Here is a 14,554-nt window from a genome sequence, read left to right as displayed (position 1 = left end):
CGCCATGACGTCCCTGGGGGAGGCCCGGGAGTTCCTCGCCGAGTTCCCGGTCGTCGACGGCCACAACGACCTGCCGTGGGCGCTGCGCGAACAGGTCCGCTACGACCTCGCCGCCCGCGACATCGCCACCGACCAGAGCGCCCATCTGCACACCGACCTGGCTCGGCTGCGCGCGGGCGCGGTGGGGGCGCAGTTCTGGTCGGTGTACGTGCGCTCGGACCAGCCGGGCGCGGTGACCGCCACGCTCGAACAGATCGACTGCGTACGGCAGTTGATCGCCCGTTATCCGCAGGACCTGCGGGCCGCGCTCACGGCCGCGGACATGGAGGCGGGACGCGCGGAGGGCCGTATCGCGTCGCTGATGGGTGCCGAGGGCGGCCACTCCATCGACAACTCCCTCGCCACGCTGCGCGGCCTGTACGCGCTGGGCGTCCGCTATATGACGCTCACCCACAACGACAACATCGCCTGGGCTGACTCGGCGACCGACGAACCGCGCGCCGGCGGCCTCACCGCCTTCGGCCGCGAGGTCGTCCGGGAGATGAACCGGCTCGGCATGCTGGTGGACCTCTCCCACGTGGCGGCGACGACGATGCGGGACGCGCTGGACACGTCGACCGCGCCCGTGCTCTTCTCCCACTCCTCCTCCCGCGCGGTGTGCGACCACCCGCGCAACATCCCGGACGACGTGCTGGAGCGCCTCCCCGCGAACGGGGGAGTGGCGATGGTGACGTTCGTGCCGAAGTTCGTGCTCCAGGCGGCGGTCGACTGGACGGTGGCCGCGGACGAGAACATGCGCGCGCACGGCTTCCACCATCTCGACACCACCTCCGAGGCGATGCGGGTCCACCGCGCCTTCGAGGAGGCCCACCCGCGCCCGGTCGCCACGGTGTCCACGGTCGCCGACCACTTGGACCACATGCGCGAGGTCGCCGGCATCGACCACCTCGGCATCGGCGGTGACTACGACGGCACCGCCTTCACCCCGGACGGCCTGAGCGACGTCTCCGGCTACCCGAACCTGATCGCCGAACTCCTGGACCGCGGCTGGTCGACCACCGACCTCGCCAAGCTGACCTGGCAGAACGCGGTACGGGTACTGGGTGCCGCCGAGGACGTGGCGCGGGACCTGCAGTCGCGTACGGCGCCCTCGAACGCCACGCTGGACGAACTGGACGAACTGGTTTAACTAGACGAACTGGACGGCTGACGTCGCGCGGGCGCCCCGAGCGGTCGGTGACTGGTCGGCGACTTCGGCGGCGGACTTCAGGGGGCGTCGACCAGGCAGAGGCAGAACGGGTGCCCCGCTGGGTCGGCGTACACCCGGAAGTCCTTCCCGTCATCCTCCAGGTCCAGTGGCCGGGCGCCCAGCGCGAGCACCTTCTCCTGCGCCGCGTCGACCTCCTCCCAGGTTCGCCCGGCGTCGAAGTCGAGGTGGAACTGCTGCGAGTTGCGGTCGGCCCGCGGCCACTCCGGCGGGGTGTGGGCGGGCACGTGCTGGAAGGCGAGGGTCGGGCCCTCGGGGATGTTCAGGACGACCCAGCCGTCGTTCTCGGTCCGGGGCGTACCGCCGCCGAGTTGCGCGTAGAAGGTGGCCAGGGCGTGTGGGTCGGGGCAGTCCAGGACGATGGCATGGATACGGGCGATGGCCGGCATCGGACCTCCCGGATCGGATCAGCAGGCACAGAGGCAGAACGGGTGCCCCGCTGGGTCCGCGTAAACCCGCCAGCTCCGCGACCGGTCCTCCGTCTCCAGCGGCCTCGCCCCCAGCGCGAGCACCTCCTGCTCGGCCGCGTCCATGTCGTCCACGGTCAGATCCAGGTGGAACTGCTGCGAGGTGTCGGGCGCGGGCCACGCCGGCGGTACGAACCCGGGCGCGGCCTGGAACGCCAGCGACTGACCGCCGGGCACCTTCAGGTCCACCCACTCGCCGTCGCCTTCGACGGTGCCGCCCAGCACACCGGCGTAGAAACCGGCGAGCGCGCGTGGGTCGGGACAGTCCAGGACGACGACGCCCAGCTTGGCGAGAGCCATGACTTCCTCCTCGATTCGAGGTGCGGTCACCCCTGTGTGGTTACCCCAGTCGGGTTACCCCTAGAGGGGGATAACCGGTAACGGCTGCGGTTACTGCATGCTGGCGCACTTGGGGTAACGCCGCAAGGGGAAAACGCCGTCATCGAGAACGCCGCTGTCGGAGGTACCGTCGCTGGCATGAGTGAGAGAGCGCCCGCACCCGACGGCCTCGCCCTGCTGGAGGCCCTGGTGAACACCCTCGACCTGGAGTCGGGCGCCGACAAGCTGGACACCGCCGAGGGCCGGGACCGCTTCGGCATCGCGGAACGGGACCTCGCGGACGTACGGGAACTCCGCGAGTCGCTGCGCGCCGTCTGCCTGGCGCACGCCGGCCACCCGCCGCACCGCGAAGTGACACCCCTGGGGGAACTGCTGGCGCGGGTGCCGCTGTACGTCGCGGTCGACACGCGGGACGGTTCGGCGGCCCTCGCCCCGGCCGACGGGGACCCGTTGCTCTCCCGCGTCGCGGCGGCCGTGGCCCAGGCGCTCACCGCCGGCACCTGGCTCCGCCTCAAGGCCTGCGAACTGCCCGAGTGCCACTGGGCGTACTACGACCGCAGCCCGGCGGGCCGGGGTCGCTGGTGCTCGATGGCGGGGTGCGGGGCGCGCGCGAAGATGCGCCGGTACCGGGCCAAGTAGAGGTACGCCGACGCCAGTTGGGCGGTCACCGCTCGACGCGCGCCGAAGTGGTGCAGAATGCAACCAGACGCCGGTCCGGCCGACTGAGCCTCGGCCGGACCGGCGTCACCTGTCCCGAAGCGTCAGGCTGACGGCTTGCCCGACGCGTCAGGCTGAGGCTTTCCTGAAGCGACAGGCCGTCGGCTTTCCTGAAGCGTCAGGCCTTCGGCCGCCCCATCGCCCGGTACGTCCACCCGGCCCGCCGCCACAGCTCCGGGTCCAGCGCGTTGCGGCCGTCGAGCACGAGACGGGCCGCCGCCACCTCACCCAGCGCCGCGGGGTCGAGTTCCCGGAACTCCTGCCACTCCGTCAGGTGCAGCACGACATCGGCTCCGCGCACCGCCTCGACCGCGGAGCCGGCGTACCCGAGTGTCGGGAAGATCCGCCGCGCGTTGTCCATGCCCTTCGGGTCGTACACCGTGACCTGTCCGCCCTGGAGGTGGATCTGCCCGGCGACGTTCAGCGCCGGCGAGTCGCGTACGTCGTCCGAGTCCGGCTTGAACGTCGCGCCCAGCACGGCGACCCGCTTGCCCAGGAACGGCCCACCGCCCAGCGCCTGTCGCGCCAGCTCCACCATCTGCCCGCGCTGACGCATGTTGATGGAGTCGATCTCGCGCAGGAAGGTCAGCGCCTGGTCGGCACCCAGTTCACCGGCCCGTGCCATGAAGGCACGGATGTCCTTGGGCAGGCAGCCGCCCCCGAACCCGATCCCGGCCCGCAGGAACTTCTTCCCGATCCGGTCGTCGTACCCGATGGCCTCGGCCAGCTTGGCGACATCGCCGCCGGAGGCCTCGCACATCTCCGCCATCGCGTTGATGAACGAGATCTTGGTCGCGAGGAACGAGTTCGCGGAGGTCTTCACGAGCTCGGAGGTCGGGAAGTCGGTCACCACGAACGGCGTCCCCTCGGAGACCGGCGTCGCGTACACCTCCCGCAGCAGCTTCTCGGCCCGCTCGCTGCGCACACCCACCACGAGCCGGTCGGGACGCAGCGTGTCCTGCACAGCGAAGCCCTCCCGCAGGAACTCGGGGTTCCACGCCAGCTCCGCGTCCGCCCCCGCGGGCGCGTGCTCGGCGAGGTACGCGGCCAGCCGGTCCGCCGAGCCGACCGGCACGGTGGACTTGCCCACGACCAGCGCGGGCTCCGTCAGGTGCGGCGCGAGCGAGGCGATCGCGGAGTCGACGTACGACATGTCGCAGGCGTACTCACCGTGCCGCTGCGGGGTGTTCACGCACACGAAGTGGACGTCACCGAACGCCGCGATCTCGGCGTAGTCGGTGGTGAACCTGAGCCGCCCGCTGGAGCCCTCGATCCCCGCGACATGCGCCCGCAGCAACTCGTCGAGGCCGGGCTCGTACATGGGGGCCTCGCCCCGCTCCAGCTTCTCGATCTTCTCGGGCACGACATCGAGCCCCAGCACCTCGAACCCCAGCTCGGCCATGGCCGCGGCGTGCGTGGCGCCGAGATAGCCGGTGCCGATCACTGTGATCTTGAGGGCCATGGGTGCTCCAGAGAGGTGGGTCGAACGTGCGCTCGGGCTGGGTCGAACGTGCGCTGCCTGAGCATAGTCGGGGCGTGTCGGCGCCCCTCACCGGGCAGATTTCTCGCTGTCGCCAAACTCACGTGTCCCGTGTGCGGGCGGCCCTCTAAAATCTGGGTTACTTACTGGGTTACTTAACGGTAGTTAGCGTGAGTCCACCCCGTCTTTGGAGCGTGAGAGACCTTGGCCGGATCGGCTTACTTCGACCTGTACCGCCCGTCCGAGGAGCACGACATGCTCCGCGACGCGATCCGCGCCCTCGCCGAGGCGAAGATCGCGCCGTACGCCGCCGCCGTGGACGAGGAGGCCCGCTTCCCTCAGGAGGCCCTCGACGCGCTGGTCGCGAACGACCTGCACGCCGTGCACGTACCCGAGGAGTACGGCGGCGCGGGCGCGGACGCCCTCGCCACGGTGATCGTGATCGAGGAGGTGGCCCGCGTCTGCGTCAGCTCCTCCCTCATCCCCGCCGTCAACAAGCTGGGCTCCCTCCCGGTGATCCTCTCCGGCTCCGAGGAGCTGAAGAAGAAGTATCTGGCCTCCCTGGCCAAGGGTGACGGGATGTTCTCGTACTGCCTCTCCGAGCCGGACGCGGGCTCCGACGCGGCGGGCATGAAGACGAAGGCGGTCCGCGACGGCGACCACTACGTCCTGAACGGCGTGAAGCGCTGGATCACGAACGCCGGGGTTTCCGACTACTACACGGTGATGGCGGTCACCGACCCCACCAAGCGCTCGAAGGGCATATCGGCCTTCGTCGTCGAGAAGTCGGACGAGGGCGTCTCCTTCGGCGCCCCCGAGAAGAAGCTCGGCATCAAGGGCTCCCCGACCCGCGAGGTCTACCTGGACAACGTCCGCATCCCGGCCGACCGCATGATCGGCGAGGAGGGCACGGGCTTCGCGACGGCGATGAGGACGCTGGACCACACCCGCATCACGATCGCCGCCCAGGCCCTCGGCGTCGCCCAGGGCGCCCTCGACTACGCCAAGGGCTATGTCCGGGAGCGCAAGCAGTTCGGCAAGCCGGTCGCCGACTTCCAGGGCATCCAGTTCATGCTCGCGGACATGGCCATGAAGATCGAGGCGGCCCGCCAGCTGACGTACGCGGCCGCCTGCAAGTCCGAACGCGGCGACAGCGACCTCACCTTCCAGGGCGCGGCGGCGAAGTGTTTCGCGTCGGACGTGGCGATGGAGGTCACTACGGACGCGGTGCAGTTGCTGGGGGGTTACGGCTACACGCGGGACTATCCGGTGGAGCGGATGATGCGTGACGCCAAGATCACGCAGATTTATGAAGGCACGAATCAGGTGCAGCGGATCGTCATGGCCAGGAACCTGCCGTAGCAGGGCGCCTGACCCGCAGAAACACCGAAACACCACGGCCCTCGGCAGCACGCCGAGGGCCGTTCGCCTGTGGCGTCATACGATCTGAGAGGAGGCCTCCTGTGATCGACGACCTGGACCGCAAGATCATGCAGACGCTCACGCGTGACGGGCGGACGCCGTACACGGCACTCGCCCGGGATCTCGGTGTGTCCGAGGCCACCGTGCGCCAGCGGGTGTCGCGGCTCCAGGAGAGCGGAGCCCTGCGGATCGTGGCGCTGTGCAACCCGCTCACGCTGGGGCATCAGTCCGTCCGGCTGATGATCCGGGTGCGCGACCTGACGCCCCGCGCGGTCGCCAAGAGCCTCGCGGACATGCCGATGATCAACCATGTGGCGTTGTGTGCCGGAAGCCAGGACATCTTCCTGGAGGGCACCTGCCGCGATCAGGGACAGTTGGTGCAGCTCCTCGACGACATCCGGATGCTGCCGGGTGTCTCCAGGGTGCAGGTCCTGCTGCTTCTCGAACTGTTCAAGGACTATTCGTGGAACGGTCTCGACAGCGCGGTGGGCCAGAGCGAGGCCGGGGAATGATCACGGCGGGAGGATCCGCTCGCCCGGCGCCGCCGACAGTTCCCGGAAACCCGCCCACAGATACGTGTCCTTGAGCACTTCGAGGACGGTCAGCGCCTCCGCGTGGGCCACCCCGTTCACCCGGCGGACCCGTTCGGTGAGCAGCTCGGACAGGTGCGCGAGGTCGCGGCAGCGGACGTCCACGATCAGGTCGTAGGGTCCGACGCAGGAAGCGACGTACCGCACCTCCGGCATCCGGGACAGCTCGCGCGCGACCAGCGACACCGGGATGTGGTGGACGCGCACGGCCAGGTGCACCTCCACCTCGCCCAGCCGCACCGCGTCCGTCATGCCCACGACCTGAATCACTCCCTGGCGCTGCAGACGCTGGAAGCGGGCCCGTACGGACGCCTCGGACAGACCGATGGAGCGGCCGATCTCGCCGAAGGAGCGACGGCCGTCGACCCGCAGCTGGTCGATGATCTGCCGGTCCAGGTCATCGATCACGTCACCACCTCCTCTCCCGCTCTCCCGTGTCGCCTCCATCATCACCCGGCCATCACCCGGCCAGAACGGCGGCGGGCGTCCGGGCGGGATCGGGCGGGATCGGGCCGGACTGCGAGATGCGTGGAACAGGGTGAGTATTTCCACTCGATTCGATGCAGTGGCGCCTGTTCACCGCCTGTATCTCTGCCTGAAGCTGTTGCGCAACCCGGGACGACCGCGGCGACCGCGCGGACCGCGGTGGCCGCCCGGCCGGAATCCCCGGAAGCCAAGGAGGCACAGCACATGCACGCACCCCCTCCCCTGCCGCCACTGAGGCCCTGGTGACCGTCACCGCGCCGGCGCACGCACCGGCTCCGCCGACCGCCCCCGCACGGCGGTCCGGCTTCCGGAACGTCGCCGTCACCGCGGCCCTCCTCGCGCCCGCCGGGGTCACGATCGTCGCACTGGTGCTGGTACCGCTGGTGCTGGTCGTACGCGACAGCTTCGCGACCGCCGATCCGTACGGCGGCATCCAAGGGGGCTTCACGCTGGCGAACTACCACCAGCTGCTGGACCCGGTCTATCTGAAGGTGTTCGGCTACAGCCTCGGCATGGCGGCACTGAACACCGTCGTGTGTCTGGTCCTCGGCTACGTGGTCTCGTACTACCTCGCCGGGCGGCCGCCGCAGCGCCAGGGACTGCTGCTCCTGCTGATCATCGTGCCGTTCTGGACCGACTTCCTGGTGCGGACCTTCGCCTGGATCAATCTGCTCAGCCCGGGCGGCCCGGTGAACACCCTCACCGACGCCCTCGGACTGACCGACGGACCGACCCGTTGGATCCCCAGCCAGGGCGCCTCCTTCGTCGGCCTGGTCTACGCCTTCCTGCCGACCGCGATCTTCCCGGTGTACGCCTCCCTGCGCGGTGTCGACCCGGCACTCGGTGAGGCCGCGCGGGACCTGGGCTGCGGCTGGTGGCGGGTGCACACCAAGGTTCTGCTGCCGCTGGCCCGCCCCGGACTGCTGGCGGCGGCACTGCTCACCTTCGTCCCCACACTCGGTGTCTTCGTGATCCCGGTCCTGCTCGGCGGGGGCAAGCACGAGCTCGTCGGCAACCTCATCGTCACCCTCTACACCGAGTTCCGGAACCAGCCCATGGGCGCGGCGGCCTCCGTCGTGCTGCTGACGCTGATGATCGTCTCGCTGGCGGTGTTCGGCACCGCGGCCGGGCGGCTGAGGAGGAAGGCGTCGTGAAGTCCGTCGTGAAGTCCCTGCCCGACCGCGCCACCGGCTGGCTGGCCCGCGGTGTCATCGTCTTCCTCTACGTGCCGATCGTGGTCGTTGTCGTCCTCTCCTTCAACGGCTCCGACGTCACCTACAAGTGGGCCGGCTTCAGCACCCGCTGGTACGGCGTACTCGCCGGCGACACCGACCTGCTGTCCGCGCTGCGGATCAGCGCCGAGGTCGGCGTGGCGTCCGCGACCCTGGCCACCGCCGGCGGACTGCTGGCCGCGATGGGCATGGCCCGGCTCGGCCGCCGCTTCCGGGTGGCCTTCTCGGGCGGGCTGTTCCTGCCGCTGATCATCCCCGAGATCGTCCTCGGCGTGGCCCTCCTGGCGGTGTTCGGCACCCTCCGCGCCGACCTGGGCCTGACCACTCTCGTCCTCGGCCACCTCGTGGTGACCCTGCCGTACGCGGCCCTCATCGTCCTGGGGGCCCACGGCGCCCTCGATCCCGCGCTCGACGAGGCCGCCGCCGACCTCGGATGCAACGCCTGGCAGGGCTTTCGCCGTGTGACCCTTCCGCTGCTCCGGCAGGCGCTGGTGGCGGCCTGGCTGCTCTGCTTCACCATCTCCTTCGGCAACATCGTGATGTCGACCTTCACCAGCGGCGTCGGCACCACCACGCTCCCGCTGCGCGTCTACTCCCTGCTCAAGGGCGGGCTCACCCCCGAGATCAACGCGCTCGGCACGCTCCTCGTCCTGTTCACCTTCCTGATCGTGCTCGGCGCGGGCCTGCGCCAGATGCGCCGCATCCTCGTCGGCGGCGACCGCACGCCCGGCTGAACCCCGCACTCCCTCCCTCCGCACTCCTCCTCTCCGGACTCCGCCCCTCCTCGGCACCCGCACCCGCCGTACGTACGTCCCCTTCTCCTCCGTACGTTCTCGAAAGGCCCCGTCATGTCCCGTCGCGCCGCCTCCAGAACCCTCCTGGCCACCTCCGTCGCCGTCAGCACCGCCCTGTTCGCCACCGCCTGCGGAGGCTCCGGCTCCGATGCCGCCTCCTCCTCCGGCGGCGGCAAGAACCTGCACGTCTACGCCTGGGCCGGGGAGATCCCCGACAGCGTGGTGAAGGGCTTCGAGAAGGAGACCGGCATCAAGGTCACCGTCGACACCTTCGACAGCAACGAGACGATGACCGCCAAGCTCAGCTCCGGCTCCTCCGGGTACGACCTGGTCGAGCCCAGCCAGTACACGGTGCAGCAGCTCATCGGGCAGCAGCTCATCCAGCCCCTGGACCACTCGAAGATCAAGGGCCTGGGCAATCTCGCCCTCAAGTTCCGCAGCCCGTCGTACGACAAGGGCAACAAGTACAGCGTCCCGTGGATCTGGGGCACGACCGGCTTCGCCTACAACGACAAGTGCATCAAGACGGCGACCAGCTGGAAGACGCTCTTCGACCCCAAGTACAAGGGCAAGCTGTACATGCTCGACAACATGCTGGCGTCCTACATCGCCGGGCTCCAGGTCACCGGCCACCGCGCCACCAGCACCGACAAGGACCAGATCGCCGAGGCCACGGCGGCCCTGCAGAAGCAGAAGAAGATCCTGGCGGGCTACAACTCGACCAACTACCCGCAACTGCTCGCCGGCGGCCAGGCGTGCGCGGCCCAGGCGTGGAGCGGCACCGCGATGGCCAAGGTCGTGCAGTCCGACCCCCACGTCCACTACGTGATCCCCGATGAGGGCGGCTCGGTGTGGACCGACGGGTTCGCCATCCCCAAGGGCGCCAAGAACACCACCTCGGCCTACAAGTTCATCAACTACACGCTGCGCCCCGAGGTCGCCGCCAAGGTGACCGACGACGGCTCCTCGGCCAGCGCCAACCAGGCGGCCCGCTCCTACGTCAAGAACAAGGAGGCCCTGGCCAACACGGCGATCTACGCGCCCAACGCCACCATCGTCAAGGCCGACTTCCTGCTCGACCCGGGCACCGCCATGCAGTACTTCCAGCAGGGCTGGACCAAGGTGAAGGCGTCCTGACATGACCGTCCACCAGTCAACCGCCGCTTCCGTCGCCGCCGCGCCGGCCGTGAAGCTGACCGGCGTCGGCAAGGCCTTCGGCCGCACGCACGCCGTACGGGGCGTGACCCTCGACATCCGGCAGAACGAGTTCTTCTCCATCCTCGGCCCTTCCGGCTGCGGCAAGACCACGCTGATGCGCATGATCACCGGCTTCGAGGAGCCCACCGAGGGGGAGATCGCCCTCGGCGGCGTCCCGGCGGTCGGCGTTCCGCCGCACAAGCGGGACCTGAACATGCTCTTCCAGAGCTACGCCCTCTTCCCGCACTTGAGCGTCCACGACAACATCGCCTTCGAGCTGAAGGTCCGCAGGTCCCGTCCCAAGGCGGCGATCTCGGAGGCGGTCCGCGAGGCACTCGCACTCGTCCGCCTCGAGGGTTTCGGCGACCGTGCCGTCTCCCAGCTCTCCGGCGGCCAGCGCCAGCGTGTCGCCATCGCCCGAGCGCTGATCGGCCGGCCCTCCCTGCTCCTGCTCGACGAACCGCTCGGCGCGCTCGACAAAAAACTGCGGGCCGAGATGCAACTGGAGCTGAAGAAGATCCAGCGCGAGGTCGGGGTCACGTTCGTGACGGTCACTCACGACCAGGAGGAGGCCCTGACCATGTCCGACCGCATCGCGGTCATGCACGGCGGCCGGGTCATCCAGGTCGGCACCCCCGAGCAGATCTACGAGCGTCCGGCCACGCGTTTCGTCGCCGAGTTCATCGGCACCTCCAACTTCCTGACGGGAAAGGCGGACGGTACCGGCCTGAGAGTGGAGGGCCTGGGAACCGTGCCGCTCCCGGCGGGCGGCTTCTCCGGCGCGGGGCATCTCGCCGTCCGGCCCGAGAACGTCCGCATCTGCTCGGGGGAGTCCGCACTGCCGCCCGGCTGGGCGGCCCTGCCCGCCACCCTCCAGCAGGTCGTCTACCTCGGCAGCGCCACCCGCTACCACCTCGCTCTCGCCGACGGCGGCGCGTTCGTCGCCGAGACGCACGGCGCGGAACCCGCCGGGCTCTCGGCCGGCGGGCAGGTGTGGGCCCACTGGGATCCGCGGGCCTCCCGGTTCCTGGCCGAGTGACCACCGAGCCGCACCCCGGGACACACCCGCGCCCCAGTGACACACGCGTACGTCTGTGCCGCACCCGTACCCCGTGCCGCACCCGCCCGCACCCCGTGCCGCACCCGCACCCCGTGACACACCGCCACAGCAAGGAGACACGGCCTTGAAGGTCGCCGCAGCCCAGTTCGCCCCCACCGCCGATGTCGGCGACAACCTGGCCGCCATTGAGGACATGGTCGGCGAGGCCGTGGCGGCGGGCGCCGAACTCGTCATCTTTCCCGAGGAGTCGATGATTCCCGCCGAGGCCGCCGCAGAGCCCCTGCGGGACATCGCCGAGGCACACTGGCCCGCCTTCCTCGACGGGCTGTCCCGCATCGCGACCACCCACGGCGCCGCGGTGATCGCCGGCGGCTACGAGGGCAGCGGCGCCGCCCTCCCGTACAACACCATCGCGGCCGTCGCCGCCGACGGTGAACTCCTGGGCCGCTACCGGAAGATGCACCTGTACGACGCCTTCGACTACCGGGAGTCCCGCGAGGTCCAGCGCGGCGACGAAGGGCCCTGCGTCGTCCGCATAGGCGAGTTCAACGTCGGGCTGGTCAACTGCTACGACGTCAGGTTCCCCGAGTTCACCCGCTCCCTGGTGGAGATGGGCGCCGACCTGCTGTCGGTGTCCGCGGCGTGGGTGCGCGGCCCGCTGAAGGAGGACCACTGGACGACGCTGCTGCGCACCAGGGCGATCGAGAACACCTGCTGGGTGGTGGCCGCCTCGCTCACCACACCCGACTGCATCGGGATGAGCATGGCCGTCGACCCGCTGGGCATCGTCCGCGGCGCGCTCGGCGAGGAGGAACGCGCCCTGTTCGTGGTCGACGCCGACAAGCACCGCATCGACCGGGCCCGCACCATCCTGCCGGTGCTCCGCAACCGCCGCATCATCATCGGACCGAGGTGACCGCCACCATGCCGCTCGACATCCGGAACATGTCCGAACTCCCGCCTCTCGACAGCGGGTTGGCGGGGCGCCTCACCGAGGTCGACTTCGCCACCCTCGGCCACTACCTGGAGGAGGGGTTCTGCGAACCGCTGCTCCAGCGCGTCGCCGGCACGGCCCGACTCGTCGGCCGTGCGGTGACCGTACGCATCACCCCCACCGACTCCACCCTGCTGCACCACACCGCCGGCCTCGTCGGCCCCGGTGACGTCGTGGTCGTCGACTGCGGCGGGGACCGCCGGCACGCCCCCCTCGGCGAGGTCGTCGTCAACGCCCTCGTCGCGCGCGGGGCAGCGGGCGCGGTCGTGGACGGCGTCTGCACGGACGTCGACGCGCTGCGCGCACTCGGCCTGCCGGTCTACGCGTACGGCACATCCTTGCTGACCACCAAGCTGCACGGGATTCCCGACGGCGGCCTGAACGTCCCCGTCTCCTGTGGCGGCGTGCCCGTCCGGGCGGGCGACCTGGTCCTGGGCGACGCCAACGGCCTGCTGATCGCGCCCGCCGCACGCCTCGCCTCGGTACTCGACGAGGCGCTCGCCGACGACGCCGAGGAACCCTCGATCGTCGCCGAACTGTATGCCGGCAGCCCGCTGGGCACGCTCACCGGAGCCACGGCGACGGTGCAGAAACTGCTGTCCGCCGCCGCACCCACCGAGAACCCCTAGCCCGCACCCGCACACCACCATCACCCCCCAACCAGTAAGGAAGATCCCGTGTTCCTCAAGGCAGCCGTCAACGGCGGACGCAGCAAGGCCGAGCATCCCGCGGTCCCGGTCACCGCGCGGGAACTCGCCGTGGACACCGCCGCCGTGATCGCCGCCGGCGCGGACGTCGTCCACCTCCACGTCCGGGACGGGGACGGAGGCCAGACCATCCGCCCGGACGCCCTCGCCGAGGTGCTGCGCGAGGTCCGCTCCACGGCACCCGGCGCGATCCTCGGCACCACCACCGGTCTGTGGACCTGCTCGGGCCCCGAGGAGCGATACGCGCTGGTCAAGGCATGGGAGGTGCTGCCGGACTTCGCCTCGGTCGCCTTCAGTGAGGAGGGCGCCGCCGAGACGGCGTCCCTGGTGGTCGCCCGCGGTATGGACCTGGAGAGCGCGGTGTGGAGTACGGACGACGTCCCGGCCCTGCTCGCGTCCCCGACACTCCACGCGAACGTGCGCGTTCTCATCGAGCCCATGGACACCGACCCGGAGACCGCCGTGGCCCATGCCCGGGAGATGGCCGCCCGCATTCGCGCGGCCGGGGTGGCCTGTCCCCTCCTCTACCACGGCGAGGACGCCACGACATGGCCGGTGCTGCGCGCCGCCCTGAAGGACGGCCACCAGACGCGCATCGGATTCGAGGACGGAATCCACCTCCCCGACGGCACTACGGCCCCGGACAACACCGCACTCGTCCGCGCCGCCCGCGCCATGACCGTATGACGACGCGTGGGCCGGGCGGGCCGGTCAGCAGTCCGACGACCGCCGAGCAGTCCGACGACCGCTCAGCTCTCGGCCAGTACCGCCGGCCGCCGGGACGCGATGACCCGCTTCGCCAGGGAGCGCGGGCTGGTCAGGAAGCCGAAGCCCCAGGACATGTGCATGGTGGCGAGGGCGACGGGGATCTGGAGCCGTGCCTTCAGCGGCAGCCCCTTGCCCGCCGGCAGTGACCCGGCCACGATCGCCGCGAGATAACCGCCGGGGACGACGAACCCCCAGGGAGTCAGTGCGGCCCCCACGACGATCCCCGCCGCGATCGCGCACACCGCGGCCGGCGGGGCGAGGTAGCGCAGGTTGATGGAACCCTGGTGGAAGCGGGCCACGACATGGCGCCAACGCCCGTAGTCCTTGTACTGCTTGGCCAGGGCTTTGACCGACGGACGCGGACGGTACGACACCTTCAGCTCGGGCGAGAACCAGACCAGCCCGCCCGCCTCGCGGATGCGGAAGTTCAGCTCCCAGTCCTGGGCGCGGATGAACTCCTCGTTGTAGCCGTCCTGTTGTTCGAGGGCCGCGCGCCGGAAGACGCCCAGGTAGACCGTCTCCGCCGGGCCGGCCTCGCCGCCCGTGTGGAAGGCCGCGTTGCCCACCCCTATCTTCGAGGTCATCGCGGCGGCGACCGCGTGCTCCCAGTCGTTCTCCCCCTCGGCGTGCATGATGCCGCCGACGTTCTGCGCGCCGGTCTCCTCCAGGAGCCGTACGGCCGTCGCTATGTAGTTCGGCGACAACATGCCGTGCCCGTCGACGCGTACCACGATCGGGTGGCGTGAGGCCTTGATCGCGGCGTTCAGTGCGGCGGGGGTGCGGCCCGTCGGGTTCGGGACCGTGTGCACGCGCTTGTTCGTGTGGGACGCGGTCTCGCGTACGAGCTCGGCGGCGATCTCGTCCGTGCGGTCCGCGGAGGGACCGAGGGCGATCACCACCTCCATCTCGCCGGCGTACTCCTGGGCGAGGATCGCGTGGACGGCGCCGCGCAGATGCCGCTCCTCGTTGAGGACGGGCATGATGACGGACACGGCGGGGAGCTGCACGTCGGGCTTGGCGTTCATAGGGGGCTC

At 70.2% G+C, this 14,554-nt stretch carries 16 protein-coding genes; 11 read left to right on the top strand and 5 right to left on the bottom strand.

What is annotated here, in order from left to right:
* Positions 1-4: 4 nt before the first annotated feature.
* A complete protein-coding gene (locus E0500_RS04150) occupies positions 5-1,189 on the top strand; it encodes a dipeptidase (RefSeq protein WP_131559378.1) in 1,185 nt (394 codons plus the stop codon).
* Positions 1,190-1,266: 77 nt separating this feature from the next.
* On the opposite strand, the gene E0500_RS04145 is transcribed toward E0500_RS04150, so the two are convergent.
* On the bottom strand, positions 1,267-1,656 hold the full coding sequence (locus E0500_RS04145; protein WP_131559337.1) for a VOC family protein: 390 nt from the start codon (positions 1,654-1,656) through the stop codon (positions 1,267-1,269).
* An 18-nt stretch (positions 1,657-1,674) separates the two neighbouring features.
* Positions 1,675-2,034, bottom strand: coding sequence for a VOC family protein (locus tag E0500_RS04140; RefSeq protein ID WP_131559335.1), 360 nt, complete (start codon positions 2,032-2,034; stop codon positions 1,675-1,677).
* A gap of 177 nt (positions 2,035-2,211) precedes the next feature.
* Between E0500_RS04140 and E0500_RS04135 the strand changes: the two genes are divergently transcribed.
* A complete protein-coding gene (locus E0500_RS04135) occupies positions 2,212-2,712 on the top strand; it encodes a CGNR zinc finger domain-containing protein (RefSeq protein WP_131559334.1) in 501 nt (166 codons plus the stop codon).
* 196 nt (positions 2,713-2,908) lie between these two features.
* Here E0500_RS04135 and E0500_RS04130 read toward each other — a convergent pair whose 3' ends face one another.
* Entirely contained in the window at positions 2,909-4,252 is a 1,344-nt protein-coding gene (locus E0500_RS04130; protein WP_131559332.1) for a UDP-glucose/GDP-mannose dehydrogenase family protein, read from the bottom strand.
* A gap of 222 nt (positions 4,253-4,474) precedes the next feature.
* Here E0500_RS04130 and E0500_RS04125 point away from each other — a divergent pair, with 222 nt between their 5' ends.
* The gene (locus E0500_RS04125; RefSeq protein WP_131559330.1) at positions 4,475-5,632 is read left to right on the top strand and encodes an acyl-CoA dehydrogenase; all 1,158 of its coding nucleotides are present in this window, start codon (positions 4,475-4,477) and stop codon (positions 5,630-5,632) included.
* A gap of 101 nt (positions 5,633-5,733) precedes the next feature.
* Positions 5,734-6,204 (top strand): Lrp/AsnC family transcriptional regulator, encoded by a 471-nt coding sequence (locus E0500_RS04120; protein ID WP_131559328.1) that lies wholly within the window; start codon positions 5,734-5,736, stop codon positions 6,202-6,204.
* On the opposite strand, the gene E0500_RS04115 is transcribed toward E0500_RS04120, so the two are convergent.
* Positions 6,205-6,690, bottom strand: coding sequence for an Lrp/AsnC family transcriptional regulator (locus E0500_RS04115; protein ID WP_181586860.1), 486 nt, complete (start codon positions 6,688-6,690; stop codon positions 6,205-6,207). It abuts the gene before it with no gap.
* A gap of 320 nt (positions 6,691-7,010) precedes the next feature.
* On the opposite strand from E0500_RS04115, the gene E0500_RS04110 reads away from it, so the two are divergent.
* From E0500_RS04110 to E0500_RS04080, 7 genes are all read left to right on the top strand, one after another.
* The gene (locus E0500_RS04110; protein WP_309504921.1) at positions 7,011-7,922 is read left to right on the top strand and encodes an ABC transporter permease; all 912 of its coding nucleotides are present in this window, start codon (positions 7,011-7,013) and stop codon (positions 7,920-7,922) included.
* On the top strand, positions 7,919-8,734 hold the full coding sequence (locus E0500_RS04105; protein ID WP_309504920.1) for an ABC transporter permease: 816 nt from the start codon (positions 7,919-7,921) through the stop codon (positions 8,732-8,734). Before E0500_RS04110 ends, E0500_RS04105 begins: the two co-directional genes overlap by 4 nt.
* Before the next feature lie 114 nt (positions 8,735-8,848).
* Positions 8,849-9,931, top strand: a complete 1,083-nt coding sequence (locus tag E0500_RS04100) for a PotD/PotF family extracellular solute-binding protein (protein WP_131559325.1) — start codon at positions 8,849-8,851, stop codon at positions 9,929-9,931.
* 1 nt (position 9,932) lies between these two features.
* A complete protein-coding gene (locus E0500_RS04095) occupies positions 9,933-11,030 on the top strand; it encodes an ABC transporter ATP-binding protein (RefSeq protein ID WP_131559323.1) in 1,098 nt (365 codons plus the stop codon).
* A 145-nt stretch (positions 11,031-11,175) separates the two neighbouring features.
* Complete coding sequence (locus tag E0500_RS04090) at positions 11,176-11,967, top strand: carbon-nitrogen hydrolase family protein (RefSeq protein WP_131559321.1); 792 nt, start codon at positions 11,176-11,178, stop codon at positions 11,965-11,967.
* An 8-nt stretch (positions 11,968-11,975) separates the two neighbouring features.
* Positions 11,976-12,674, top strand: coding sequence for an RraA family protein (locus E0500_RS04085; protein ID WP_131559320.1), 699 nt, complete (start codon positions 11,976-11,978; stop codon positions 12,672-12,674).
* A 48-nt stretch (positions 12,675-12,722) separates the two neighbouring features.
* Positions 12,723-13,439: a 3-keto-5-aminohexanoate cleavage protein gene (locus E0500_RS04080; RefSeq protein ID WP_131559318.1), complete on the top strand. Its 717-nt coding sequence runs from the start codon at positions 12,723-12,725 to the stop codon at positions 13,437-13,439.
* A gap of 62 nt (positions 13,440-13,501) precedes the next feature.
* Here E0500_RS04080 and E0500_RS04075 read toward each other — a convergent pair whose 3' ends face one another.
* The gene (locus E0500_RS04075; RefSeq protein WP_131559316.1) at positions 13,502-14,545 is read right to left on the bottom strand and encodes a glycosyltransferase family 2 protein; all 1,044 of its coding nucleotides are present in this window, start codon (positions 14,543-14,545) and stop codon (positions 13,502-13,504) included.
* Positions 14,546-14,554 lie beyond the last annotated feature (9 nt).

Origin of the sequence: Streptomyces sp. KM273126, assembly GCF_004337435.2 — a bacterium.
Lineage (GTDB): Bacteria > Actinomycetota > Actinomycetes > Streptomycetales > Streptomycetaceae > Streptomyces > Streptomyces acidicola.
The sequence above is the reverse complement of the archived record's forward strand: the minus strand, read 5'-3'. Positions and strand labels throughout refer to the sequence as shown.

Coding starts and splice junctions, on each gene's coding strand:
- E0500_RS04150 (WP_131559378.1), top strand. CDS start 5: ATGACGTCCCTGGGGGAGGCCCGGGAGTTCCTCGCCGAGTTCCCGGTC.
- E0500_RS04145 (WP_131559337.1), bottom strand. CDS start 1,656: ATGCCGGCCATCGCCCGTATCCATGCCATCGTCCTGGACTGCCCCGAC.
- E0500_RS04140 (WP_131559335.1), bottom strand. CDS start 2,034: ATGGCTCTCGCCAAGCTGGGCGTCGTCGTCCTGGACTGTCCCGACCCA.
- E0500_RS04135 (WP_131559334.1), top strand. CDS start 2,212: ATGAGTGAGAGAGCGCCCGCACCCGACGGCCTCGCCCTGCTGGAGGCC.
- E0500_RS04130 (WP_131559332.1), bottom strand. CDS start 4,252: ATGGCCCTCAAGATCACAGTGATCGGCACCGGCTATCTCGGCGCCACG.
- E0500_RS04100 (WP_131559325.1), top strand. CDS start 8,849: ATGTCCCGTCGCGCCGCCTCCAGAACCCTCCTGGCCACCTCCGTCGCC.
- E0500_RS04095 (WP_131559323.1), top strand. CDS start 9,933: ATGACCGTCCACCAGTCAACCGCCGCTTCCGTCGCCGCCGCGCCGGCC.
- E0500_RS04085 (WP_131559320.1), top strand. CDS start 11,976: ATGCCGCTCGACATCCGGAACATGTCCGAACTCCCGCCTCTCGACAGC.
- E0500_RS04075 (WP_131559316.1), bottom strand. CDS start 14,545: ATGAACGCCAAGCCCGACGTGCAGCTCCCCGCCGTGTCCGTCATCATG.